This is a genomic window from Microbacterium laevaniformans (assembly GCF_016907555.1).
GTDB lineage: Bacteria > Actinomycetota > Actinomycetes > Actinomycetales > Microbacteriaceae > Microbacterium > Microbacterium laevaniformans.
Window position 1 is genome coordinate 1,860,777 of the sequence record NZ_JAFBCE010000001.1, and the last position, 23,092, is coordinate 1,883,868.

Sequence of the window (23,092 nt, forward strand, 5' to 3'; positions counted from 1 at the left end):
CGGTTCTGCCCCCGCGGCCACACGAGCGTGGCATTCTGTGTCTGTGATCCCAGACAACACCGGCGATGCGGGTTCGTCGCCGGCCCCCGCGCAAGTCCCCGCCACAGATCAGACGCTGCGGATCCTCTCCTACCTCGCACGCCAGCGCGGACCGGTCGCCGCGCGGACGATCTCCGACAGTCTCGGCATCCCCCGCTCCAGCGTCTACCACCTGCTGGCGGCGATGGCGGCGCACGGATTCGTGGTGCATCTGCCCGACGATCGGCGCTGGGGGCTGGGGACGGCCGCGTTCGAGCTGGCCGGCGGCTACGCCCGCCAGCAGCCTCTCGCTCGTCTCGGCCGGCCGCTCGTGGCGGGCCTGTCGGACCGTGTCGGCGAGAGTGCGCATCTGGCGGTCATGACCGGCCGCGACGTCCTCTACATCGTCGAGGAGCGCGCGCCGCGCCGCCCTGCGCTCGTCACGGACGTGGGTGTGCGGCTGCCGGCTCACCTCACGGCGACGGGACGAGCGATGCTCGCCGCTCTGCCGCGCGAGCAGGTGCGCGCGCTCTACCCGGATGCCGCGGCCTTCGCCGACCGCACGGGTCGCGGATCGCGGCGCCCCGCCGAGCTTCGCGAGCTGCTCGTGCGCACGCGTGCCGACGGCTTCGCGAGCGAGGACGGGGAGGTGACGCTGGAGTTCCGCTCGGTCGCCGTGGCGGTGCGGGACCATGCCGGCTGGCCGGTCGCGGCGATCGCCCTCACCTGGCCGGCGGGGTCGGCGCTGCGGAAGGACGCGCTCGTCGCCGACATCCGCGCGGCCGCCGACGAACTGCGTCGGCGGCTGTACGGCTGAGGCCGCGCCCGGCCGCGCTCAGTCCACGGCGCTCACGGTGCCGCCGGTGAGGCGGACGAGCTCGTCGAAGGTGAGCGGGAAGACGGTGTGCGGTGTGCCGCCGGCCGCCCAGATCTCGTCGAATGCCGCGAGCGCCTCGTCCACCACCGTGGTCAGCGGGGCGGGGTGGCCGGTGGGCGCCACGCCGCCGATCGCCTGGCCGGTCGCGGCGCGCACCTCATCCGGCGAGGCCCGCACGATGCTGCGCCGGCCGAGGCGCTGGGCGAGAGCCGCCGTGTCCACGCGGTGCGCCCCGCTCGTCATCACGAGCAACGGCTCGCCGTCGGACATGAAGACGAGACTGTTCGCGATGGCCCCGACCTCGACGCCGAGCGCGGCAGCGGCGAGCGCCGCCGTCGATGCGGCATCCGGAAGCGTGATGATCTCCCCCGACACTCCGGCGGAGCGAAGGGCCTCGTGGACGATGCGACTGCGCGGCGACAGGTTCTCGGTCATGTCGCCAGCCTAGGGCGGACCGTCCCGCGAACGTCGCCGACATCGTCCAGGCAAGGCAATCCAGCCTTACTGGCGGACCCGCGGTACGAGGAGAATACTGGGGGCATGCGCCGCATCGTCGCCGCCCTCGGGCGGTATCCCGTGATCACCGCGACCGTCATCGTGGGCATCGTCGCCGCTGCACTGGTCGGCGCGGGGCAGGGCGGGTGGGCGACCGCGATCACCACCGCCTACGTCTCGGCGATCGTCGTCTGGACGATCATCGGCATGGTCCGCGACGTGATGCGTGGTCATGTCGGACTCGACGTGCTCGCCGTCGTCGCGATGGTCGCGACCCTCGCTGTCGGCGAGACGATCGCGGCGCTGATCATCGTGCTCATGCTCTCCGGCGGCGAGGCGCTCGAAGACTACGCGGGCCGTCGCGCGACGCGCGAGCTGACGGCGCTGCTGGATCGCGCACCGCAGATCGCGCACGTGCGCCGTCCGGGCGCCGGTGACGAGACCCGGGACCTTCCCGCCGACGAGGTCGCCGTCGGCGACGAGCTTCTCGTGCGGCCGGCCGAGGTCGTTCCGGTGGACGGCACCCTCCTGTCGGAGGAGGCGAGCTTCGACGAGTCGTCGCTGACCGGCGAGAGCATGCCGGTCACGCGTACCGCCGGCCAGACCGTGCTCTCGGGTGCCGTCAACGGATCGCGGGCGATCCGCGTGCGCGCTCTCCGGCGCAGCGCCGACAGCCAGTATCAGCAGATCATCGCCCTCGTGCGTGCCGCGCAGGAATCGCGCGCTCCGATGGTGCGCCTGGCCGACCGATTCGCGATCCCCTTCACGGCGGTCTCGCTCGCCATCGCCGGAGCGGCCTGGGGACTGTCGGGCGACTCCGTCCGGTTCGCGGAGGTCCTCGTGCTGGCCACACCCTGCCCGCTGCTGATCGCGGCACCGGTCGCCTTCCTCGGCGGCATCTCGCGCGCGGCGAAGGCCGGCATCATCGTCAAGGGAGGCGCCGTCATCGAGCAGCTGGCACGCGCGCGCTCCGCCGCCTTCGACAAGACCGGAACCCTGACCCAGGGCCGGCCCGTGCTGGTCGATGTGCGCCCCGCACCCGGGATCGATCCCGAACGGCTGCTGACGTGGGCGGCGTCGGCCGAGCAGTACTCCGCCCATGTGCTGGCCGACGGCATCCGCCACGCCGCGTCTGCGCGCGGCATCGTGGTGGAGCCGGCCGACGACGCGCACGAGGAAGCGACCAACGGGGTGACCGCCGTGATCGGCGGACGGCGCGTGGTGGTCGGAAAGCCGGCCTACGTCGCGTCGCTCGCACCCGACACCACGCTCACCGCGCTGGATGCGGGTCAGGCGGCCGCGTACGTGGCCGTCGACGGCCGCTTCGCCGGAGCCCTCGTCCTCGCCGACGGCGTACGGCCCGAGTCGCGTGCCGTCGTGCGCTGGTTGCGCGGACACGGCGTGGAACGCGTCACGATGCTCACCGGCGACGCCCGGCCCACCGCCGACGCCGTGGCGGGGTCGGTGGGGGTCGACGAGGTGCACGCCGACCTGCTGCCCGCCGAGAAGGTGCATCTGGCCGCGATGATGACGCCGCGCCCCGTGCTCATGGTCGGCGACGGCGTCAACGATGCGCCGGTGCTCGCCGCCGCCGACATCGGCATCGCGATGGGCGCACGGGGAGCCACCGCCGCCGGCGACGCGGCGGACGCCGTCGTGCTGAAGGATTCGCTGACGAAGGTGGCCGAGGCGGTCGCGATCGGTCGCGACACACTGCGCGTGGCCTACGTCGCCATCTGGATCGGCATCGCCCTCTGCGTCGCGGCTATGCTGCTCGCGACGACCGGGCTGGTGCCCGCCGTCCTCGGTGCGCTCGGACAGGAAGTGATCGATCTGGCGACCATCCTGTACGCGCTGCGCGCACTGCGCGGGCGTCGGTTCGATCTCTCCGACCCCGGCACCGACGTCGCACACACGGCCGCACCCCCGCGATCGGTGCCCGTGGAGGCACAATAGGGGTGGATGCCGCAACGCCGCGGCATCCACCGAGCACCGCCCACAAGGCCCGCCGAAAGAGGATGCGATGACGCACACCCTGCCCCTGCCCGATTTCTCCCACGAGCGCGTGGAGGTGACGACGGGCCCGCGCAGCGGACTGCTCATCACCGTCGCCCTGCACTCCTCGACGCTCGGGCCCGCCCTCGGCGGCGCCCGAATGTGGACCTACCCGCACTGGAGCGACGCCGTCGGCGACGCCCTGCGGCTGTCGGCGGCGATGACGCTCAAGAACGCCGCGGCCGGGCTGGACGCCGGCGGCGGCAAATCCGTGATCTGTCTGCCGCCGGGAACGACGCTCGATGCCGATCGCCGGCGTGCGGCGTACCTCGACCTCGGCGACGCCGTCGACCGTTTCGGCGGCGGGGTCGGTTCAACTGGCGAGAGCCGATTCCTTGGCGAGTCGGCGTAGCGCGGACAGGGGGGCGTCTCCGAGAACGACGCCGGCGGTCACCGCCTCCGCCCGCGATTCCTCGTCGTCAATGGCGAGAATCACGTCGCCGTCGGGCTCCGATGCTGGGGCTGAGTTCACTGGCAGATTCCGGCGTATGGCTGCGTGAAAGTGGTCGTGGTTCAGGGGAGCGGGACAGCGATCTTGTACTCGGAGTTCGGCCGGAAGCCAGTGCGGCCTGGTGATGTGGTAGTGCTGCTCCGAACACGCTTTGCAGGTCGGAGCACCGGCATCAGGGTGACGACGGTGCGGGGCGCCGCCACCGGCCGACGATCCACAGCGTGGGCGGTGCTAACGGGCGCTGACGGCATGCCCCGCCGTCGCTCACGGCGTGGGCTCAGGTCCGGTGTCCGGTGATGGTGCTGAAGCTTCAGTGGGTGTGCTGCTTGGCCGGCGGGTTTCTCGGTGACGCCAGTTCGCTGGGATGGCGGCTTCGAGGACATCGTCGATAGTGATGACGCCAAGGATGTGGTCGCGGTCGTCGACGACGGGCATGGTGAGGAGGTTGAAGTCGGCCATGCGTCGGGTGATGTCGATGAGGTCCTCGTCGGGTCGGGCGCGGACGGGATCTGGTTCGGCCGCGTCAGAGAGAGCGAGCGCGGGGTCAGTTTGGAGGGCTTGGACCAGGCTGAGGGCGCCAACGAGTTGGCCGTCCTGGTTGGTGCTGTAGAGGGTGGTGAGCGCCTCAGGGTGCTGCGTGGAGAGGGCGCGGAGCCGCTCGAGGGTGTGGGCGATGGTGTCGTGTTCGTCGGCGGCGAGGTACTCGACGCCCATGAGCCCGCCTGCGGTGAGGCTGTTGTAGCCGAGCAGCGTGGTCACCTTGGTCCGCTGTGGGTCAGGCAGGAGGTCCAGGACCAGCTGGCGTTTGTGCTGAGGGAGGACCATGAGCGCGTCGGCTGCGTCGTCGGCTCGCATTCGGGCCAAGAGCTTGGCGACCTGCTCATCAGGCCGCGTCCGCAGTAGCGCCACTTGCTGGTCGTCGTCGAGTTCGCCAAAGACGTCGGCTTCGAGCTCGGGATCGGTGTGGACGTGGGCGAGCAGCACGTCTTGTTCGTCTCCGGAGGCGTCCTCGATGAGGTCGGCGATCTGGGCTGGCCTGAGACGGTGGAGCCGACCGAACGGTGAGCGGACGAAGACCAGGTCCTGCCCGGTGATGAGGGTTTCGAAGGAGCGCCAGTCGCGGATGGGGTGATGCTCCGGGTTGCCGCCGAGGTGAATCAGGCGACGCTTGTGCACGTCCAAGCCCCGGACGATCCAGCTACCGTCGGCGGTGTGTGCCAGCTGTGCGTCGTAGGCGCGGACTAGGGCCGCACGGTCGATGTCGATGAGTCGATGCCCGAGGATGTCGGCGAGGAGCAACACTTCCCCATGGCGTCGTTCAAAGGGACGCAGATCTAGCTCGGCGCTACGCAGCTCGACGCGGTGTGCGTCGATGTCGGCAATGCGGGCGAGGGGGACAAAGACGGTAGTCGACCCGACCCTGGCGGCGAAGCCGACCAGGATGGGGTAATCGTCACCACGCAGTGTGACGATGGCGTCGGCGATCCGGCCGACGCGCTGTCCCTTTGCATCGAGAACGGCGTGCTTGAGCAAATGGGACAACAGGACGGGTGAACCGCCCCCTGGGTTGGTCGTGGTGGTCATGGTCGGCTCCTTACTGGGTCTGGCGTGATTCGAGAGAGGAACGATCTAGGGCAGCGGGTGGTCGGGTCGAGAGGCTCATCCACCGAGGGCGATCTGGATGACGCGCACGATGACCAGGGCCATCGCGATCAGCAGGTAGCCGCGAAGCACGCTGAGCCCAACCCGGCGTGTCAGGGACAGCTCCGGACGGCGCAGCAACGCCAGCGGGGGCATCCGCCAACTCGATCGCTGGGAGCGATCAATGATGGGTTGCGGCGAGGGGTGTGCCCGGCGGTAGGCGAACATGATCACCGCGGCGACAATGCAGAGGGCGCTGCCCCCGCCGAGAATGATCAGGATCGTGGTCGAGTCGATCGAGGGGAACAGCACGGAGGCGGTCAGCACGATGGAGAGCATCACGAGAACGGCGATGACGACCGAGGTGAACAGGTTGACCCAGCGTCCATTGACCCAAGGGCCGAGGACTTCGCGGTCGTTGCAGAGCAGAAGCAGGAAAACGGTCGCCGAGGGCAGTAGAACCCCCGCCAGCGTCTGCACCCCTTCGGTGAGCAGGCCCAGCGGAGTACCCGGGATGAGCACGAGTGCGGCCGAGCCGATCAGCAGTGCGATGAACACCGCGTAGAAGCCCTTGGCCTCCCAGGGCTTGCGGTGCAGAGAGTGCTTCATGCCGAGCACGTCCCCGACCGCGTACGAGGTCGACAGGCCCACCGCGGCCGCACCGATGGTCGAGGCGTCAATCAACGCGATGGCGAACAGCACCCCCGCAGCCTTGCCGATGTAGGTCTCCAGGCCGGTGGCGACGCCAGCCGCGTCGGTGAAATTGCCTGCCTCGGGGCTTCCGGCAAATGCGGCAGCGGTGAAGGCCATCATCGCGGACGCGCCGATGATGACGATCGCGATACCGATCCACAGATCGACCTTCTCGTACTTCATGAAGCGTGGCGTGATGCGCTTGTCGATCACATACGACTGCTGGAAGAACAGCTGCCACGGCGCGACTGTGGTGCCCACGATGGCGATGATCAGTAGCATGACCGTCGACAGCTCCGCGCCCGGCGGCATTCCCGGTACGACGAAGTTGGTTCCGATGCTCGCCCAGTCCGGGTGCGACATGAAGAAGATCGGGACCAGCAGCAGTGAGCCGACGACCAGAATCATGCAGAATCGCTCGAAGCGCCGCAGTGACCCGGTGCTGGCCGCGGCGATCACGACCAGTGCCGCGACGATCACGCCAGGCACCTTCGGGATCCCGAGATAGGCCAGCCCCAGGCTGATACCGACGAACTCGGTGACGATGGTCAGGGCGTTCAGCAAGAACAGGTCGATGACGCTGAACGCGCCCCAGAACTTTCCGAACCGCTCCAAGATGAGCCGCGCGTGCCCGACTCCGGTGACCGCGCCCAGGCGCAGCACCATCTCCTGGTTGACGTAGATCACCGGGATCAGGAGCAGCAACGTCCACAGCAGGCTCGTCCCGTAGTTCTGACCGGCCTGGGTATAGGTGCCGAACGCGCCCGCGTCGTTGTCACCAACCATCACGATCAGACCTGGCCCGACGATTGCCAGCAGCGTGCGCAGCTTCCTGGAGAACCGCGTGCGGGGAGCGTCGTCTCCGACCGCGATGGTGCCGAATGCGCCTTGGATGTCTCCGACGTGCGCGGAATCGAGAACCGCAAGCTGCGTGGGCGCTGCGCCCTCACTGGGCGTGGTGTTGTTGGTCATGGCTAACCACCTCCTCCGAAGAGACTTCGGGGTAAGAGGGACAGAAATGGATCCGCGCGCTCCGCGCAGACCTGACAAAGAGAAGTGAGGGCAAGACGGCACCGCGGCACCCGCTTGGGGCTCACTAAGGGGGCTCTCGGACCACGGTGACGCCGTACGTCGACCAATGACCCGGATCAGGAGGGCAGTCACGCCCCCGGGGGTTCCGGCACTGCCTCAGACGACAGTGCGTCGGAGGGTGAACCGGCTGGGACTATGAGCGTCCGAACTCATCGCCAGTCACCTCCTCACGACCGCGGGCAACCCCGCACAGCTGCTCACTCTAGATACATTCAACGACTTGCGCAAGTGGGCTAGCACGAACCCGGCGCCCTGGCGACACAGGTCGGGAGTTCGGCGCGTCGCCCCGACGCGCCCGCGAGCGAAGCAGACTCTGTAGACCGGGCCGTGACGCGGTTGAATGGTGGGTGAACGACGCGACTGAGTGGAAGTGGGCACGCACGATGACCAAGGCAACCTCCCGACCGTCCGCACCGTCGAGACAGGCGAAGGCTCCCCCAGTTGAACAGGGTGAGCAGATCACCCTCGCCCAATTGGACGCCGCGGCCGCGACCTTCGACATGCTCTCTGTTCCGGGACGGCTGCATCTGGTCTGGCTGCTGTCCAGCGGCGAGTACGACGTCACCACTCTCGCCAAACTGACCAACGCCAATGCGCCGGCCGCCAGCCAACAACTGGCCAAACTGCGCGCCGCCGGTATCGTGAGCGCTGTCCGCGACGGACGGCGGCAGCTCTATCGCGTCGATGACCCGCACATCATCGCCGTGATCAGGCAGATGTTCAGCCACATCGCTCCCGATGGAACGCTCGCCCCCGACGGCTCACCCGACGAACAGCACTCCGCTCGCCGGCCTCGGTTCGGGCAGACATTGTCCTGAGCGGGGGTGCCGCTAGGGTCGTATGTGGGATCCGTGACCTCTCACGGTGCGCTTCGCCGGTCGCCGCTGCGCTGACCCGTGATACGTCGGGCCAGGGCGGCGACAGTCAGCAACAACGCCACAGAGGCTCCGGCGCTTACCAGGCCGATGGCAGCGTTGTGTTGGAGAAGGCTTGCCACACCGGCGGCGAGATTGACCCCGACCGCGACCTCAATGAGCACGACCCACTTGAACAGTCGCCGCCTGCGCCGCGCCCGCTCACGACGCACCTGGACCGCACCGACGACGCCCAACAACTCCTCGAGCCCGCACTCACTTCGCGGGCCCGGTTCATCGGGATGCGATTCCCGTGCGTACCGGGTCATCAGTTCCACCTGGATAAGGGCCACGACAGACTGCGGGATCCCCGTGACGGCTGCGACTCTCCTCAGATCCTCCCCTCGCTGCAGCATCGATGCCGCAACCAAGAGAAGGGGACGCTCCTCCCAGCCACTCCCACCCGGCGGCGAGCATGCCTGCGATCCGGCGACCGACCGGTCAAGGCCAGCCTGTGCTTGTGAGTCAGGCTGACTGGGGTGGGGCTTCGGAGGGGACGAAGGGCGAGGATGACCCGTCTCGTGCGGACGCGACCACCACATCGCGGCTCCCTTCTGGTTTCGAGACACCAACCGTGCCCACCGCACTGCAATGCAGTGCGACAACCACATCGGCACACTGCGACCCTAAGCGTTAATCAATCACTTGCGCAAGCGTCTGAGTATCTGCTGGCGGTGTCCACCGGGAAGCCGTCGAAGTTCGGCTGCTCGCTTCCCCCGTCGCCGGTGCCTGGCAAACGGATCCGCGACGGGCAGCGTTCATCACGGTATGTGGCGGTCGCGGGGTCAAGTCCCGGGTAGTGGTGTAGCGCGGTGTCCTTCGTGTTGATGGGTTAGGCGCTGAGGGCGAGGACGGGGTCGGCGGTCACCTCCGGTTCGGTGTCGGGAACGAGGGTGAGCCGGCAGCGGGCGAGGAGATCGAGGCCGAGGTAGCGGCGGCCTTCGGCCCATTCGTCGGTCTGCTCGGCGAGGACGGCGCCGACGAGGCGGACGATCGCGTCACGGTTCGGGAAGATCCCGACGCTGTCGGTGCGGCGGCGGATCTCTTTGTTGAGGCGTTCGGCGGGGTTGTTCGACCAGATCTGCATCCAAACGTCCTTGGGGAACGCGGTGAACGCGAGGATGTCTTCTCGTGCCTTCTCGAGGTGCTCGGCGACGGCGGGGAGCTTCTCGGCGACGTAGTCGATGAGGCGGTCGAACTGGGCGTTCACGGCGTCCGCGTCGGGCTGGTCGTAGACCGAGTGGAGCATCGCCTTCACCGCCGGCCACATGCTCTTCGGCGTGACGGACATGAGGTTCGCGGCGTAGTGGGTGCGGCAGACTCCCACTGTCAACTGGGTGCAGATCTTGGTGTGTTTGCGTGGGCGCGCTGAAGGCGCCGCTCGGCCTCGAGTGTCGGGCGGGGGTGTCGAAAGCGCGCGGTCAGGCGGCGGTGATCAGTGCGGCTGAGCCGTGGCGGGCGGGGTCGTAGGTTTCGTGGTTGGTCCAGCAGCGCCAGAGGATGCGGGTCCAGCGTGCGGCGAGTCCGCGGAGAGCGCGGTGGTAGCGCTGGCCTTTCTGGTCCCGGGCGTCGCGGAACGCGGCGGCCGCCCAGGGTGACATCTTGATGGAGTTGAACGCCCACCACATGGTTGCTTCTCGGAGGCGGCTGTTCGCGGCGTAGCGGAACCTGACCGACCGGGACCTGCCCGACGAGCGGGTGACCGGGGCGAGGCCGGCTTCGGCGAGGAGCACTTCAGGTTGCGGGAACCTTGCGCGGTCTTCACCGATCTCGGCGAGCAGCACCGCAGTGAGCACGGGGCCGATGCCGGGAAAGCTGGCGAAGATCAGGGCGTCCGGGTGCTCCGCGGTGGCTGCGGCGATTGCGTCGTCGTACTCGGCGAGCTGCGTGTTCAAAAGCTGCAGCACCTGGGTGAATGCGAGAGCGGAGAAGCTCTTGCCCGCGACCGTTCCTGGCGAGCCGGAGAGCAGGTTCTGTCTCATCCGGTCCGCGAGGGTCTGCGCGGGGACTCTGCCGGTGTAGTGGTGTCGGGAAAGGAACCCTGCCATCCTGGTGGTCTTCACCCGGGACGCGTTCGCCGGTGTCGGATAGTCCGTTACGAACGACAGCGTGATCTGCCGGTCGACGGACGAGAACAACCGAACGGGTGCGGGGTGGTAGGCCTCGAGGATCATCCGCAACTGACTCTCCGTCGCCTGCTGCGTCTCGAGGAGCCGGTCCCGGTCGCGTGTGAGTGCCCTGATCTCGGCGAGCAGCGGTGACGGGACTGACAGCGGGCGCCAGTGCGCATGGTCGAAGCGGAGCGTGTCGGCGAGTACGAACGCGTCGAACCGGTCGTCCTTGACCGCAGCGACCTTGTAACGCTCCCGCGCCCTCGCGGAGATCCGCGGAGACACGGGGAACACCGCATGCCCGGTCGCTTGAAGGTGCTCGACGAGGAGACCTTCGGAGCGTTCGATCGCGATCGGGACCTGCCGCCCGAAGCCGTTCAGATGCAGGTCGAGTTGGTGGAGCCCGGCGACGTCGTGACTGACACGTGTCTCAAGTAGCCGCTTCCCGTCGGGCGCGACAACGCAGAGCTGGTGGTTCTCACCGCCCCAGTCGATGCCGGCGAATACCGGCCACGCTGGCAAGTTGAGGTCTGGCATGAGCGCTTCTCCTTCGAAGACGAGGCCCGCCTCGTGACGGACCCCTCTGGACGCTCACTCAGGTGCTCCCGCTGTCGGGGCACGACTCCCACTAGCCAGTCGGAATCCGCCACCGCCGGGAGGGACAGGTCTGCCGCTGGACCTCGAAGGTCACGCTGCCAAGGTCCTCTCCCGACGGTGAGGATGAACCAGCGGGACGATCCCGCCACTACCCATCTTGACGAGTGATCGCTGCCAGCTCGCGCCAGGCAGGTTCGCGGCGATCGCTTCGACCAGTCCGGCGTGCGCGTCGGAGGTGACCAGGCGGACGCCTGTCAGGCCGCGGGCGACGAGGTCGGCGAAGAACGTGTTCCAGGCAGCTCCGGTCTCGGACGTGGCGACCCGCATGCCCAGGACCTCGCGGTGCCCGTCGCCGTTGACGCCGGTGGCGAGCATGACGACCGCGTTGATGACTCGGCCGCCCTCTCGGACTTTCATCGTCAGCGCGTCGGCGGCGACGAACGTGAACGGGCCGGCGTCACCCAGGGGCCGGTGCCGGAACTGGTCGACGTGCTCGTCGAGGTCCGCGGCCATGCGGGACACTTGCGACTTCGATAGCGAGTGGATCCCGAGCTGCTTGACGAGCTTGTCCATGCGGCGTGTGGAGACGCCGGCGAGGTAGCAGTCGGCGACGACGGTGATCATCGCGGACTCGGCGCGTTTGCGGCGCTCGAGGAGCCAGTCCGGGAAGTACGTCCCCGCCCGGAGCTTCGGGATTGCAACGTCGATCGTGCCGACGCGGGTGTCGAGGTCGCGGTGCCGGTACCCGTTGCGCTGGGTCGTGCGACCGGGGCTGGGCTTGCCCCATTCGGCGCCGACGACGGCGTCGGCGTGCTCGGACAGCAGCGCGTTGATCATGGTCTGCAGCAGGCTGCGCATCAGATCCGGCGATGCGTCGGTCAGGGCTTCAGCGAGCACGCTCGCAGGGTCGACAATATGAGGTGCGGTCATCGTGAAGATGCCTTTCGAGTGGGTTGTAGGAGATTCCTCGAAGGATCACACGGTGACCGCGCCCACGTCTAAGACGGGGCCGACAGCCACCGCGCGCTACACCACGTTAAGGGGCACTACTTCGCGGACACGCGGGTACCTCATTCACCGACAAGCCCGCACACAGCGGCTGCCACCACATCTGGGCGAGCGCGCGATGCCCACACTCACTCAGCTGGAGGTTGCTACGAGAACTGACCACACACGTCGCCCCTCCGAGCCCTCGGTCTCATCACGCGCGGGCCTGATCCAGGCATCCGGCCGGCTCGCAGGTCATTCAGCTGCGTGCTCGATGGCATGATGGCGAGGCGCGTCGTCGAGCGCGTGTTCGGCCTGGAACACGGCCTCGGTGACCAGGTGTGTGGCATGTTCGTCGGCCAGAGTGTAGAACATCGTTGTGCCGTGACGGCGCGCCTCCACTAGCTTGCCCAACCGCATCTTTGCCAGATGCTGCGAGACCGCGGCCGGCGACTTGTCGACGATGTCGGCGATGTGATTCACCGACAGCTCCCCCATTCGCAGGGCGAGGATGATACGTATCCGCGTCGGGTCGGACAGCATTCGGAAGATCTCCGAAGCGATCTCCAAGTAGTGCCCCTTAACGTGGTGTAGTTCGCGGTGGCCGGTCTCGTCGTAGACGTGGGCGCGGTCACCGTGTAGTCCCTTCGAGGAATCTCCTACAACCCACTCGAAAGGCATCTTCACGATGACCGCACCTCATATTGTCGACCCTGCTGGCCTGCTTGGCGAAGCCCTCGCGGACGCGTCTCCGGATCTGATGCGCAGCCTGCTGCAGACGATGATCAACGCGCTGCTGTCCGCTGATGCGGACGCCGTAGTCGGCGCGGAATGGGGCCAACGCTCCATTGATCGTGTCGCGCAACGCAACGGCTACCGGCACCGCAACCTGGATACCAGGGTCGGCACGATCGACGTTCAGATCCCGAAGCTACGGCAAGGGACGTACTTCCCGGAATGGCTGCTGGAACGCCGCAAACGGGCCGAGACCGCGCTGATCACGGTCGTCGCGGACTGCTACCTCGCAGGGGTCTCTACCCGCCGGATGGACAAGCTGGTGAAGACCCTCGGCATCCACTCGCTGTCGAAGTCGCAGGTCTCCCGGATGGCCGCGGACCTCGACGAACACGTCGAGCAGTTCCGGCATCGCCCGCTGGTCCTGGTGCAGTGGCTCGCCCCACTCGCCTCCGAGGCCCCGGAGTTCATCATCGCAGTGATGTTCGCACTGCGCGGGATGGGCGCTGCCGCGATCGGCACGTTGATCGCTTCCAAGGTCAACCAGTGGAGCCTGCTGGTGGGTTCACTGCCGGTGGCGCACTGGTTCGGGGGCGGGACGACCGCGCTTCCCCTGGATGGACGGCAGGTCGAGGAGTTCGTGCTGACCGCCACCCAGACGTTGCTCGGTGTGGCGATCATCATCGCGCTGCGTTTCCACTGGTGGTCGACCCTCGGGCTGGCCGCACTGTTCGCCGTGCAGTTCTTCGTCACCGACACGACCGGCCGCTACGTGCTCAGCATCATCCAGACCATCCTTGCCGTCGGATTCCTCATCGCCCACCGCCGTGACATCCTGCCGACGCTGGCGGCACCATTCCGCCGAAGTCGCCCGGAGTCCGGTCGGCCGGTCAAGGCCGGTGCGGGAGGCACGTCATAGAATGGACGCGATGCCGAGCCCCACGGTCACCCGAGTGGTCGAGGACTACGTCACCCTGGTCTGGAAGGCGGTCGAGTGGCCGGGCGGGACACCAACCACCACCGACCTCGCCGAGCAGCTCGGTGTGACCCCCTCGACAGTTTCGGCGAACCTGAAAAAGCTCGCCCGGGATGGGTTCCTGGAATACGAACCCTACGGGTCCATCGCGCTGACCGAGGCGGGCCGTCAGATCGCCGTGAGGATGGTCCGGCGGCACCGGATCGTGGAGACCTACCTCGTCGAGAGGCTCGGTGTTCCGTGGGACCAGGTGCACGACGAGGCCGACCAGCTTGAACACGTCATCTCCGACGCTCTCCTCGAGCGTATGGACGCCGCTCTCGGACACCCCCGGGTGGACCCGCATGGGGACCCGATACCGGATACGGACGGCAACACGGTGGCACCCGACAGTGAGACTCTCGCCGAGACCCCGCCGGGCGCAGTCGTCCGAGTCGTGCGGGTGTCCGACCGGCACCCGCATGTACTCCGTTACCTGGAGCAGCACGCGATCGCCGTGGGGAGCGTGCTGCACGTCGTCGACGTGAATGTGCCGGCGGGTGCCGTCTGGGTCGAGGCCGACGGCACCTCGGTGGAAGTCGCCCTACAGGCCGCAAGAGCGGTACGGGTCGTCAGGGGCGAAGAAGACCGCCAAGCCTGACCAGAACCTGCCTCTGTCCGCGTCGGGTCAGGCCTCAGGGTGGTTTCCCTGAAAGGAGCCTGACCCGGTTTCCCGGACGGTTCTTGTGTGTTGATCATGCCGCGATTTCTGCGGCGGTGTGAAGGGCTTCGTAGTCGGCGGGGCTGAGATCGCCGAGGCTGGTGTGTCGGCGGCGAGGGTTGTAGAAGCCCTCGATCCACTCGAACATGGCCGACGCGAGCTGCGTCCTGGTGCCCCAGGTGGTGCGGTCGAGGAGCTCGCGTTGCATCGTCGACCAGAACGACTCGATGAGCGCATTGTCGACGGACGACGCGACCCTGCCCATCGATCCGAGGAGTCCGGCTTGGCGGAGCCGGTGCCCGAAGAGCCACGAGGTGTATTGCGCTCCGCGGTCCGCGTGAACCACCGTGCCGGGTTCGGGGCGGCGTCGCCACCTGGCCATCTCGAGGGCGTCGACGACGATCTCCGCGGTGATGCGATCCGAGATCGACCAGCCGACGATGCGCCGTGAGTAGGCGTCGATGACGGCTGCGCAGTAGACCCATCCGTCTCTGGCGCGGTGTTGCGTGATGTCGCAGAACCAGAGTCGGTTCGGCGCATCAGCCCGGAACTGCCGCTTCACGAGGTCCTCGTGGGTGGCGGTGTCCGGCTTCCAGCCGCGCCGCTTGCGACGGTGTGAGACTCCGACGAGGCCGTCCAGCCGCATCAGCCTCGCGACGCGTTTGCGGGCGACGTGGACGCCGAGCCCGAGCCGCAGCTCGGCGAGCACCCGCGGCGCGCCGTAGGTCTCTCTGGAGTCGGCGTGAATGCGTCGGATCGTTGTTATCAGTTCCGCGTCCGCGATCGTGCGAGCCGATGGCGGCCGGTTCGCCCAGTCGTAGTAGCCGGAGGTCGAGACCTTCAGGAACCGGCAGGCCACCGCGACGGGGATCCCGTCGGCGGCGAGCTCCTGGACCAGCCGGAACCCTATTTTGGGAGCACGTTCTCCCTGGCGAAGTACGCCGAAGCGCGCTTGAGGATCTCGTTCTCCATCTCCAGCACCCGCAACCGGCGCCGCAGATCGACGAGTTCCTTGTGCTCCTCGGTCGTCAGACCCGGCTTGCGGCCGGAATCGACCGCATCACGATTCATCCAGTTCCGAAGACAGGACTCGCTGATCCCGAGATCACGCGCGGTCTGGCCGACAGGATTGCCCTGGGCAACCAGGTCCAGGGCTCGACGCCGGAACTCCGGCGGGTGGGCAGCAGGCATCTCACGGACTCCTTCCGAGACGATCATCGCCTCAACGTTGGTGTCCGGAAAAGCGGGTCAGGCTCGGAAACGCCTGCCATACGGGGCGCCGACGGGCCCTGCAGAGGGCGCGACCTGTGTGCAATGCACCGCGCAGGAAATGTGTGGAACTCCCAACTCTGAAGTGTGCGTAGACACACCCGGGGCGCGCCGTTCAGAGTGGAGTCAGCGAAGGGGAGTAGCTCCCGGGCGCCCTGTGTGGGGTGCGCGTGCGGAGGTGTCGACATACTGGCGGTCACGATGGCCACCCGGCACCCCGGTCCTGGTGATGTGTGCGGGATGAGCGAGACCTTCGGCCCAGGTGGCCGAACTCTCCCCACGAGTCCTCGGTCCTGACTTGACCGGAGGACGTGACATGCCCGCAGCACTCGTTCGTCGGTTGCTTGTGTGCCTGGCTGTGGCATCGCCCGCGGTGGTGTTCCGCGTGTTCGGGCTGCACCCGCACCCCGTGTTGGGCCTACTGATGTTCGGTGGCGCGGTCGTGGCGGCAAGTTTCATGCTTGCGTGGGCCGCCGAGGGCGCGCAGAAGGACATTTCGGGGCCACTGGCAATCGCCATCCTCGCGCTGATCGCCGTGCTGCCAGAGTATGCAGTCGACCTGTTCTACGCGTTCCGGTCAGGGTTTGACGCCAGCTACGAACCGTACGCAGCAGCGAACATGACCGGATCGAACCGGCTTCTGCTCGGCCTTGGGTGGCCTCTGGTCGTGCTCATCGGTATCTGGGTCGCCAACCGGGGGCTGAGTCGCCGCGACCGGGGATACCGGACATCACTGCTGCTGCCGACCGAGTCACGCCGGGATGTCGGCTTCCTGGCGGTGCTGGCCGTCGCGGCCTTCCTGATCCCGATCCTCGGCCGCATCCCCCTGTGGTTCGGGATCATCCTGATCGTCGCGTTCGGCTTCCACCTGTGGCGGGCGAGCCAGTCCCACGTTGAGGAGGACGAGACCTTCGTCGGCACAGCCCAGCTGATCGCCGACATGCCGCAGCGGGCCCGCCGGGTCACGTTCACCGCGATGTTCATCCTTGCAGCAGCCATCATCCTTGCCTGCGCCGAACCTTTCGCCACTGCCCTCGTCGACGCCGGCTCGACCCTGGGCATCGACAGCTACTTCCTGGTGCAGTGGCTCGCGCCGCTCGCCTCCGAGGCCCCGGAGTTCATCGTCGCCGTGCTCTTCGCACTCCGCGGCCATGGTGCAGCCGCCATCGGCACGCTCATCGCCTCCAAGATCAACCAGTGGAGCCTGCTGGTGGGGTCCCTCCCCGTCGCGCACCTTCTCGGCGGTGGCGGCGCCGGCCTACCGCTGGACGCCCGCCAGGTTGAAGAATTCGTCCTCACCGGCACCCAGACTCTGATGGGCGTTGCCATCATCATCGGTCTGCGCTTCCACCGGTCAATGGCGATCGCGCTGGCGGCGATCTTCGCCGTGCAGTTCTTCGTCACGGACACGACAGGGCGCTATGTGCTCTCCGCGGTCCAACTCGCGATCGCACTTGTCGCGTTCGTTGCCCACCGTGAGGACATTCCCCCCACCCTCGCCGCGCCGTTCCGACGCAGTGGCACCGGTGCGAGCCGGGTACCCACAACGACGAATCGGGTGACGAGGAACTCAGACCATCGACCCGAACCGGAAGGAAAGAACAGATGAACAACAAGGACCGCCGCGGGGGCCTGTCCCGACTTCTCGGGATGGCCGCCAAAGCCGTGGAACAAGCGACCGGTGAACAGGAACACCGCAAACCGCATCAGGCCGACAACCGCAACGGTGGATGGCAGGACATGCTACGCAAGGCCGCCGCGACGGTGGGGGGAACGTCCACGGACAGTACCGCCCCCGGCGGTGCGTCCCACCGCCCCCAGGCATCGGCCGCTCCTGCTGCATCTGGCCAGGCACTGTCCGACGCCGATCGCGCCGCGATCGCCCGCTACGACTACCTCCTCCAGACCGCCGACCCACACCAGATCGAACGCATCCACCAGGACGCGTTCGAACGGCTGAGTCCCGCGCAGCGGGCCGAGGTTCACGCGCGCATGCGCGCCGAACTCCCTGCCCAAGAGCGTCCTACCGGCAGTGACGCGTCGGCCCTGGCACGGGCAGGCACTCGTGCCGAGGCGATGAATCCAGGCTTCTTGCGGGGCCTGCTCGGCCGCACGGGCCGGCGAAGCGGACAGGGCACAATCCTCGGGGCAGGTGTCGGCGCTGCCGGTGGGGTGCTCGCGGCGGTCGCCGGAGGCGCCGTGCTGAGTACCGTCGCCGGGCCTCTGCTAGAACAGGCCGCGTCCTTCGGTGTCGACTTCGAGGCGCTGGCCGGGCAGGTGGACCTCGAGGCGATGACCGGGACAGTCGGCGATGCCATCGGCGGGGCCGGTGAGACCCTCTCCGGCCTCGGCGAGCAAGCCGGCGGCATCAGCGAGCAGCTCTCCAACCCCGACCTGCCGAACCTAGGCGACATTTTCGGCCAGTAACCCCAGCAAACACCACCTTTCCCACTCCTGCTGCCGTGCCGTTCCATGCGCGGCAGCACCACTTATGTCTGCCCAACCGGGCGGACGCTATCGCGAGGAGAATCCCATGAGCATCCAACTGCCACACAAGGGACAGAACAAGAACCGGTCGCGCCGTTCCGATCTGGAGGGGCAGGCGATCCGGTTCACCGTCGGCCTGTACCTGTTCATCTGCACCGCCCTACTCGCCGTGCACTACGTCGCCCCGCTCATGCCAACCGCGGGTAGCTGTCAAAGCTCGTCGTCGTCTCCGTTCAACCCCTGCCCCTAGATGTATTGACCTCGACCGTTGTTGATTCGGTCGATGGGGGTCTTGCCTCCGATGCCGAGATGGCGCCTGTCTAGGTTGTAGTGGCTGATCCAGGTGCGCAACCCGGCAGCGCGGTCGTCGTTGGATGTCCAAGGGCGGGCGTAGGCCCACTCGGCGGCGAGGGTTCGGTTCAGGCGTTCGACCTTCCGGTTTGTCCAGGGGCAGTGGGGGCGGATGAATGAATCGGCCTGACTTTCGTTCCTATCGGGAGCCTTGTCCGGCAGGTGCCGGTTGGGCTGATTCCTGGTCAGCGTAATACGCCTGTTCGACCTCGGCGGGTGTTCGCATGTCGAGCTCGCCGTGGAGGCGGGAGTTGTTCCACCACCACACCCATTCGAGGGTCGCGAGCTCAACCTGCTCGACGGTGCGCCAGGGCCCGCGCTGGCGGATCAGCTCGGTCTTGTAGAGGTTGTTGATCGCCTCGGCCAGGGCGTTGATGCTCCTATAGTTGTCAACTCCTGATTTCGCCGGTTCTCGGGTCGGTCTTGACGAGGTGGTAGACCTCGCGGATCACGTAGCGTTTCAGGCATCGGATGATGTCGCGCTTGCTCTTGCCCTCGGCGGTGCGTCGGGCAACGTAAGCGATCGTGGGCTCGTGGAATCTCATCCTGACGATCACAGTCCGGTAGATGGCGGCGTTGAGTTGACGGTGTCCGCCGTGGTTGATGCGATGCTTGCCGCTGGTCATCCCTGATCCGGTCGGGATGGGGCTGATGCCGGCGAGTTTTGCGAATGCGGCCTCGCTGTGTATGCGTTCGGGGTTGTCGCCGGCGACGATGAGGATCTCCGCGGCGGTGTCGACGCCGATGCCGAACTCGTCGAGCAGGTGCGGGGCGCGTTGGAGCACGAGCTGCTCGATCTGCGCTTCGAGATCCTTGATCTCATCGTTGAGCGCGATCCATCGTTTCGCGATCGAGCGGAGAGCGTGACGGTTCGCGTCCTCCGGGGTCTCCAGTCCGCGGGGTCGGAGCGCGGCGCAGTGCCGCGCGACCATCTTCTGCGTCTTCTTGGCGGTCTCGCGTCGGAGGTCTTCGGTGGCGTGGACGAGCATCGCTTTGAGGGTGATCATCGCTCCGGTGCGGTCTTTCACCGCGGTGTCATGCGCGACTTTCAGCTGTCGAATCATCTCCACGACCCCGTCCGCGGTCTTCGGGATCGCGGTCGCGAATCCGGCGAGCACGGCCCGGGCGGCGTTTTCCGCGTCAAGGGTGTCGGACTTCCCGTTGAGTCGGCGCAGCCGCCGATCGGGGCGGGCGACCTCGATGACTTTGTGTCCGTGGCGGCGGACGAACGAGGTCAGCGCGGCCCCGTAGGAGCCGGTTCCCTCGATGCCGAACGCGATGACGTTCCCGAAGCTCGCAGCCCATTCCAGCAATTGCTTGAACCCGGCCGTATCGGTCGTGATCGTCAAGGTCGCGAGGATCCCGCCGACCGAGTCCGTCACCGCGGCGACGTGGATGTGTTTGTGCGTATCGACGCCGATCACGACGTGTCCGGAACGGACGGTCTCGAGTTCGGTCATGTGTGCTGTCTCCTTCACCGGTTAGCGTGGTCATCACGCTGTCGCCGGCGGGTGGACAGGACTGTCATGGGGACGCGTTGTCGAGACTGCTCCAGGCTCCTATCAGGTCACGCCCGATCCGGCGGCAGCGGTTACTGCGCGCCCGGCCGGAGGCTCGACAGATCAACGCCAAGGCACCCTACGGGCCAATCAAACGCAAGGGTCAGAGCGCTCCGGCCAGGACTACCCCATCCTCGCGAGATCGGGCAGAAACAGACTGACAGTCATAGGAGTCGCCGACCGTTCCTGTTGAGGGGACGGCGCCGAGTTCGACAATGCGGTCGGTGTAGACCATTGCCATGTAGTGACCGGGCTCAACCAGTCGATGCAACACCGGCTTGTTGGAGCAACAATAGCTGCTCGTTGAAGGCCTCAGCGGGAGTCATCCATCCGAGCGACTTCCGAGGGCGCGTGTTCAGCGCGAATGCGACGGCTTCGATGTCTTCGGCGCTCCAGCGGGACAGGTCGGTGCCCTTCGGGAAGTACTGACGCAGCAGCCCGTTGGTGTTCTCGTTCGTACCGCGCTGCCAGGGCGACTGCGGATCGGCGAAGAACACCGGGATGCCGGTTTCGACGCGGAACTGCGCGTGAGCGGACATCTCCTTGCCGCGGTCCCAGGTCAACGAGCGCGCCAGCTGCGCCGGCAGCGCCGACATCGTGTTGGCGAGAGCATTCTTCATCGTGATCGCGCCATAGCCGGCCAACGCCGGCCCGTTCTTCGGCGTCTCCTTGTGCCGATAGCCCTCTTCCCGCGGGAGATGGACGAGCAGCGTGTAACGGGTCTTGCGCTCGACGACCGTGCCGACCGCCGAGCGCTCCAACCCGATCAGCAGATCGCCTTCCCAGTGCCCGGGGACGGCGCGATCGTCGGCTTCCGCCGGTCGCTCGCTGATCAGCGTCTCCGGCGTGACATGCGCCCAGGTCTTGCGCCGCGACCGCTCTCGGGGGACGCGTAGCGCCCTGCCCGTGCGGAGGTTCCAGACGAGTTCGCGCTTGAGCGCGCCGCGGCCCTCGATGTAGAGCGACTGGTAGATCGCCTCTGGGCTGATGCGCATGGACTCATCATCCGGGAAGTCGATCTTCAACCGGTGTGAGATCTGCTCCGGACTCCAAGCCCAGGACCAGGCCCTGTCCTTCCGATGCGGCTTGCCTCTCCCGGTGAACCGCGGCGGCTGGGGGCCGGTGACGATCGTGCCATCGGGGCGGGTGATCTTCCCCGACAGGCGCTCCTCGACATACGCGCGCAGCCGCGGGTTCGCGACGAGTTTCGCGACCTTGGGTCGCTTCGCGGTCATGTCTGCTTTCCACTGCGCGACCGACGCCCGATACTCCAGCTTCCCGCCCCGCGTGGCCGCGTTCCGCCGCAGCTCACGAGAGATCGTCCCGGCATCGCGGCCCATGGCGCGAGCGATCTCGCGAACGCCCTTGCCCTTCTCCTTGAGAATCGCGATCTCCTCGCGCTCAGCGAACGAGAGGTAGCGGCCCGATGACTGCTGGGCGATGTCGAATGGCGCCATGCCGCCAGCGTGTCGGAACCATCTTGCGCCGACCGCGGGCGCCACGCCGACAACCCCCGCGGCTTCCTCAGCGAGCAGCCCTTTCGCGATCTCGCCCCAGAACGCCGCCTCGACGGGTTTCTGAAACTTCGGATGCCCCGGCGAGCGGAGCTTCGGACGAACAGCCCTGTCCGCGGCCTGCTGACGACGAACCATCGAACACCTCCTGATAGAGGTGTTGCGACGACCAGTTGAATTCACCGTTCGAGCCGTGGTCCGAGTGATGCGTGAGCCCGGTGAGATCGTCACCGGCATCCCAGGCGGCCATGTTCAACGCGTGCATCGGCAGGATCTCTGCCTTCAGTGTGGCGGCGACGTTCCAGCCGACGATGCGGCGGGAGTAGACGTCGGTGACGAACGCGACGTAGGCGAACCCGGACCAGGTGGCGACGTAGGTGACGTCGCAGACCCAGAGCCGTCGCGGCGCTGGTGCGGTGAAGCGACGGTTCACGAGATCGCTCGGCAGCACTGTGGTCGTGTCGGAGCGGGTCGTGAACACGCGCTTCGACTTTCGGACGCCGCGAACCCCGGCGAGGCGCATGAGGCGTTCGGTCTGGTCCCGGCCGATGTCCCAGCCTTGCCGTCGCATGAGGGCGTGCATCTTCCGTCGCCCGTAGACGCCGTAGTTCTCCGCATGCAGCCGGGCGATCTCGGGCACGAGCAGATCATCCTGCAGCTGCCGCGCGGACGGCGCGCGGCCCACCGCGGCGCGATAGCCGCGTGAGGTGAAGAATCCTCTCACTGCCGGTCGCAGGACCTGGCAGATGAGCTCGACCCCGAAACGATCCCGGTGTTCGTTGACGAACCGGATCATCTCGTCGAGGGGTGGCCTGGCTCCTTCGCGAAAAAGATGCTCGCAGCCCTGAGGATCTCGTTCGCCTTCCGCAACTCCGAGACCTCCTTCTGCAGCCGCTTGATCTCCGCCGCCGCATCCGTCGTCAACCCGGGCTTCACGCCCGCGTCGACCTCGTAGCGGCGCTGCCAGAGGCGCAGTGTCTCCGGGCTCATCCCGAGCAGCCCGGCGACGTGACGGAGCGCGCTCATCATGTTCGGGTGCGACGGTCGCGTCTCCGCGAGCATCCGCAACGCCCGCTCACGCATCTCCGGCGAGTACTTCCTGTTCATCGAGTTCCATCCTTGCTTGAAGAACGGAACGAAAGTCAGGCCGATTCAGTCTGCCCGCGAGCGTGATCCCTCCCATGTGGCACAAGCACTGGGAGCTGGTCTGGGAGCTGAGCGCCCTGCACCTGCACTGGCTATGCGCCTACGACCCGCAGCAATCCGGGAGCGCACCGCTGGGCTGGCACCGGGACTTCGCCGACGCACGGCAACGGCTGCGCGATTGGGTGGCGGCCAGCGGCACTCGGCTCGACCGGGACCGGCCAACGCGCCAGACCGTCTGGCCGGGTGAGGACCCCGCTGCACCGATCGAGGATGTGGAGATCGTCAATCGGGACCAGGACTTCGTGGACTTCGTGATCGCAGACGTCAATCGACGCCAGCAGGCCGAAGACGACTTCCTCGCGACCCTCAACGTCGATCCGCGGACCGGCGAAGTCATCTAGGCACATCCTGAGTGGGGCCGAGA

Annotated in this window: 20 protein-coding genes and 6 pseudogenes; 10 read left to right on the top strand and 16 right to left on the bottom strand. The window is 67.3% G+C overall.

Going from position 1 to position 23,092, the window contains the following annotated elements:
• Window positions 1-37: 37 nt before the first annotated feature.
• Complete coding sequence (locus tag JOE53_RS08805; RefSeq protein WP_204947442.1) at window positions 38-835, top strand: IclR family transcriptional regulator; 798 nt, start codon at window positions 38-40, stop codon at window positions 833-835.
• An 18-nt stretch (window positions 836-853) separates the two neighbouring features.
• Here JOE53_RS08805 and JOE53_RS08810 read toward each other — a convergent pair whose 3' ends face one another.
• The gene (locus JOE53_RS08810) at window positions 854-1,330 is read right to left on the bottom strand and encodes a YbaK/EbsC family protein (protein WP_204947443.1); all 477 of its coding nucleotides are present in this window, start codon (window positions 1,328-1,330) and stop codon (window positions 854-856) included.
• Between the two features lie 105 nt (window positions 1,331-1,435).
• Here JOE53_RS08810 and JOE53_RS08815 point away from each other — a divergent pair, with 105 nt between their 5' ends.
• Window positions 1,436-3,346 (top strand): heavy metal translocating P-type ATPase, encoded by a 1,911-nt coding sequence (locus tag JOE53_RS08815; RefSeq protein WP_204947444.1) that lies wholly within the window; start codon window positions 1,436-1,438, stop codon window positions 3,344-3,346.
• A 67-nt stretch (window positions 3,347-3,413) separates the two neighbouring features.
• A pseudogene (locus JOE53_RS08820) lies at window positions 3,414-3,770 on the top strand (Glu/Leu/Phe/Val dehydrogenase dimerization domain-containing protein); the annotation flags it as partial.
• Window positions 3,771-4,160: 390 nt separating this feature from the next.
• Here the strand turns inward: JOE53_RS08820 and JOE53_RS08825 are convergent.
• Window positions 4,161-5,480: a magnesium transporter MgtE N-terminal domain-containing protein gene (locus JOE53_RS08825; RefSeq protein WP_204947445.1), complete on the bottom strand. Its 1,320-nt coding sequence runs from the start codon at window positions 5,478-5,480 to the stop codon at window positions 4,161-4,163.
• Window positions 5,481-5,555: 75 nt separating this feature from the next.
• Window positions 5,556-7,202, bottom strand: coding sequence for an Nramp family divalent metal transporter (locus JOE53_RS08830; RefSeq protein WP_204947446.1), 1,647 nt, complete (start codon window positions 7,200-7,202; stop codon window positions 5,556-5,558).
• 467 nt (window positions 7,203-7,669) lie between these two features.
• Between JOE53_RS08830 and JOE53_RS08835 the strand changes: the two genes are divergently transcribed.
• Window positions 7,670-8,140, top strand: a complete 471-nt coding sequence (locus tag JOE53_RS08835) for an ArsR/SmtB family transcription factor (RefSeq protein ID WP_309297568.1) — start codon at window positions 7,670-7,672, stop codon at window positions 8,138-8,140.
• A gap of 41 nt (window positions 8,141-8,181) precedes the next feature.
• Here JOE53_RS08835 and JOE53_RS08840 read toward each other — a convergent pair whose 3' ends face one another.
• The 5 genes and pseudogenes from JOE53_RS08840 to JOE53_RS08860 form a co-directional block, all read right to left on the bottom strand.
• On the bottom strand, window positions 8,182-8,505 hold the full coding sequence (locus JOE53_RS08840; RefSeq protein ID WP_204947447.1) for a hypothetical protein: 324 nt from the start codon (window positions 8,503-8,505) through the stop codon (window positions 8,182-8,184).
• 563 nt (window positions 8,506-9,068) lie between these two features.
• Window positions 9,069-9,581, bottom strand: a complete 513-nt coding sequence (locus tag JOE53_RS08845; protein ID WP_378727174.1) for a transposase — start codon at window positions 9,579-9,581, stop codon at window positions 9,069-9,071.
• Between the two features lie 76 nt (window positions 9,582-9,657).
• A complete protein-coding gene (locus JOE53_RS08850; RefSeq protein ID WP_204947274.1) occupies window positions 9,658-10,884 on the bottom strand; it encodes an IS110 family RNA-guided transposase in 1,227 nt (408 codons plus the stop codon).
• A 228-nt stretch (window positions 10,885-11,112) separates the two neighbouring features.
• A pseudogene (locus tag JOE53_RS08855) lies at window positions 11,113-11,874 on the bottom strand (IS256 family transposase); the annotation flags it as partial.
• Window positions 11,875-12,186: 312 nt separating this feature from the next.
• Complete coding sequence (locus JOE53_RS08860; RefSeq protein WP_325168494.1) at window positions 12,187-12,618, bottom strand: ArsR/SmtB family transcription factor; 432 nt, start codon at window positions 12,616-12,618, stop codon at window positions 12,187-12,189.
• A 1-nt stretch (window position 12,619) separates the two neighbouring features.
• On the opposite strand from JOE53_RS08860, the gene JOE53_RS14995 reads away from it, so the two are divergent.
• Window positions 12,620-13,585, top strand: a complete 966-nt coding sequence (locus JOE53_RS14995) for a transposase (RefSeq protein WP_373876962.1) — start codon at window positions 12,620-12,622, stop codon at window positions 13,583-13,585.
• A gap of 1 nt (window position 13,586) precedes the next feature.
• Window positions 13,587-14,282: a metal-dependent transcriptional regulator gene (locus JOE53_RS08870; protein ID WP_204947448.1), complete on the top strand. Its 696-nt coding sequence runs from the start codon at window positions 13,587-13,589 to the stop codon at window positions 14,280-14,282.
• 94 nt (window positions 14,283-14,376) lie between these two features.
• Here JOE53_RS08870 and JOE53_RS08875 read toward each other — a convergent pair whose 3' ends face one another.
• Together JOE53_RS08875 and JOE53_RS08880 are read right to left on the bottom strand one after the other, a co-directional pair.
• Window positions 14,377-15,201 (bottom strand): IS3 family transposase, encoded by an 825-nt coding sequence (locus JOE53_RS08875; protein ID WP_271171099.1) that lies wholly within the window; start codon window positions 15,199-15,201, stop codon window positions 14,377-14,379.
• A 47-nt stretch (window positions 15,202-15,248) separates the two neighbouring features.
• Entirely contained in the window at window positions 15,249-15,533 is a 285-nt protein-coding gene (locus JOE53_RS08880; protein ID WP_204947449.1) for a transposase, read from the bottom strand.
• 394 nt (window positions 15,534-15,927) lie between these two features.
• Between JOE53_RS08880 and JOE53_RS08885 the strand changes: the two genes are divergently transcribed.
• From JOE53_RS08885 to JOE53_RS08895, 3 genes are all read left to right on the top strand, one after another.
• On the top strand, window positions 15,928-17,220 hold the full coding sequence (locus JOE53_RS08885) for a sodium:proton exchanger (RefSeq protein WP_204947450.1): 1,293 nt from the start codon (window positions 15,928-15,930) through the stop codon (window positions 17,218-17,220).
• A complete protein-coding gene (locus JOE53_RS08890) occupies window positions 17,217-18,038 on the top strand; it encodes a hypothetical protein (RefSeq protein WP_204947451.1) in 822 nt (273 codons plus the stop codon). The genes JOE53_RS08885 and JOE53_RS08890 overlap by 4 nt, the downstream gene beginning before the upstream one ends.
• A 106-nt stretch (window positions 18,039-18,144) precedes the next feature.
• On the top strand, window positions 18,145-18,348 hold the full coding sequence (locus JOE53_RS08895; protein ID WP_204947452.1) for a hypothetical protein: 204 nt from the start codon (window positions 18,145-18,147) through the stop codon (window positions 18,346-18,348).
• Here the strand turns inward: JOE53_RS08895 and JOE53_RS08900 are convergent.
• The 6 genes and pseudogenes from JOE53_RS08900 to JOE53_RS08920 form a co-directional block, all read right to left on the bottom strand.
• A pseudogene (locus tag JOE53_RS08900) lies at window positions 18,345-18,560 on the bottom strand (integrase core domain-containing protein); the annotation flags it as partial. The gene JOE53_RS08895 and the pseudogene JOE53_RS08900 sit on opposite strands and share 4 nt — an antisense overlap.
• Window positions 18,561-18,588: 28 nt before the next feature.
• Window positions 18,589-18,822 (bottom strand): annotated as a pseudogene (locus tag JOE53_RS14755) (integrase core domain-containing protein); the annotation flags it as partial.
• A 16-nt stretch (window positions 18,823-18,838) separates the two neighbouring features.
• Window positions 18,839-19,909: an IS110 family RNA-guided transposase gene (locus JOE53_RS08910; RefSeq protein WP_204947453.1), complete on the bottom strand. Its 1,071-nt coding sequence runs from the start codon at window positions 19,907-19,909 to the stop codon at window positions 18,839-18,841.
• Window positions 19,910-20,262: 353 nt separating this feature from the next.
• Window positions 20,263-21,660 carry an IS30 family transposase gene (locus JOE53_RS08915; protein ID WP_204946865.1) on the bottom strand — a complete coding sequence of 466 codons (1,398 nt, stop codon included), beginning with the start codon at window positions 21,658-21,660 and terminating at the stop codon, window positions 20,263-20,265.
• 58 nt (window positions 21,661-21,718) lie between these two features.
• Window positions 21,719-22,318 (bottom strand): annotated as a pseudogene (locus JOE53_RS14760) (IS3 family transposase); the annotation flags it as partial.
• Window positions 22,315-22,629: a transposase gene (locus JOE53_RS08920; RefSeq protein ID WP_204947454.1), complete on the bottom strand. Its 315-nt coding sequence runs from the start codon at window positions 22,627-22,629 to the stop codon at window positions 22,315-22,317. The pseudogene JOE53_RS14760 and the gene JOE53_RS08920, both read right to left, overlap by 4 nt.
• A 44-nt stretch (window positions 22,630-22,673) precedes the next feature.
• On the opposite strand from JOE53_RS08920, the pseudogene JOE53_RS08925 reads away from it, so the two are divergent.
• Window positions 22,674-23,069, top strand: a pseudogene (locus JOE53_RS08925) (hypothetical protein); the annotation flags it as partial.
• Window positions 23,070-23,092 lie beyond the last annotated feature (23 nt).

What these genes read in the sequence shown, in the direction of transcription:
- JOE53_RS08810 (WP_204947443.1), bottom strand. Translation starts at nt 1,330, where the DNA reads ATGACCGAGAACCTGTCGCCGCGCAGTCGCATCGTCCACGAGGCCCTT.
- JOE53_RS08815 (WP_204947444.1), top strand. Translation starts at nt 1,436, where the DNA reads ATGCGCCGCATCGTCGCCGCCCTCGGGCGGTATCCCGTGATCACCGCG.
- JOE53_RS08825 (WP_204947445.1), bottom strand. Translation starts at nt 5,480, where the DNA reads ATGACCACCACGACCAACCCAGGGGGCGGTTCACCCGTCCTGTTGTCC.
- JOE53_RS08830 (WP_204947446.1), bottom strand. Translation starts at nt 7,202, where the DNA reads ATGACCAACAACACCACGCCCAGTGAGGGCGCAGCGCCCACGCAGCTT.
- JOE53_RS08840 (WP_204947447.1), bottom strand. Translation starts at nt 8,505, where the DNA reads ATGACCCGGTACGCACGGGAATCGCATCCCGATGAACCGGGCCCGCGA.
- JOE53_RS08850 (WP_204947274.1), bottom strand. Translation starts at nt 10,884, where the DNA reads ATGCCAGACCTCAACTTGCCAGCGTGGCCGGTATTCGCCGGCATCGAC.
- JOE53_RS14995 (WP_373876962.1), top strand. Translation starts at nt 12,620, where the DNA reads ATGACCGCACCTCATATTGTCGACCCTGCTGGCCTGCTTGGCGAAGCC.
- JOE53_RS08870 (WP_204947448.1), top strand. Translation starts at nt 13,587, where the DNA reads ATGGACGCGATGCCGAGCCCCACGGTCACCCGAGTGGTCGAGGACTAC.
- JOE53_RS08880 (WP_204947449.1), bottom strand. Translation starts at nt 15,533, where the DNA reads ATGCCTGCTGCCCACCCGCCGGAGTTCCGGCGTCGAGCCCTGGACCTG.
- JOE53_RS08885 (WP_204947450.1), top strand. Translation starts at nt 15,928, where the DNA reads ATGCCCGCAGCACTCGTTCGTCGGTTGCTTGTGTGCCTGGCTGTGGCA.
- JOE53_RS08890 (WP_204947451.1), top strand. Translation starts at nt 17,217, where the DNA reads ATGAACAACAAGGACCGCCGCGGGGGCCTGTCCCGACTTCTCGGGATG.
- JOE53_RS08895 (WP_204947452.1), top strand. Translation starts at nt 18,145, where the DNA reads ATGAGCATCCAACTGCCACACAAGGGACAGAACAAGAACCGGTCGCGC.
- JOE53_RS08910 (WP_204947453.1), bottom strand. Translation starts at nt 19,909, where the DNA reads ATGACCGAACTCGAGACCGTCCGTTCCGGACACGTCGTGATCGGCGTC.
- JOE53_RS08915 (WP_204946865.1), bottom strand. Translation starts at nt 21,660, where the DNA reads ATGGTTCGTCGTCAGCAGGCCGCGGACAGGGCTGTTCGTCCGAAGCTC.
- JOE53_RS08920 (WP_204947454.1), bottom strand. Translation starts at nt 22,629, where the DNA reads ATGAACAGGAAGTACTCGCCGGAGATGCGTGAGCGGGCGTTGCGGATG.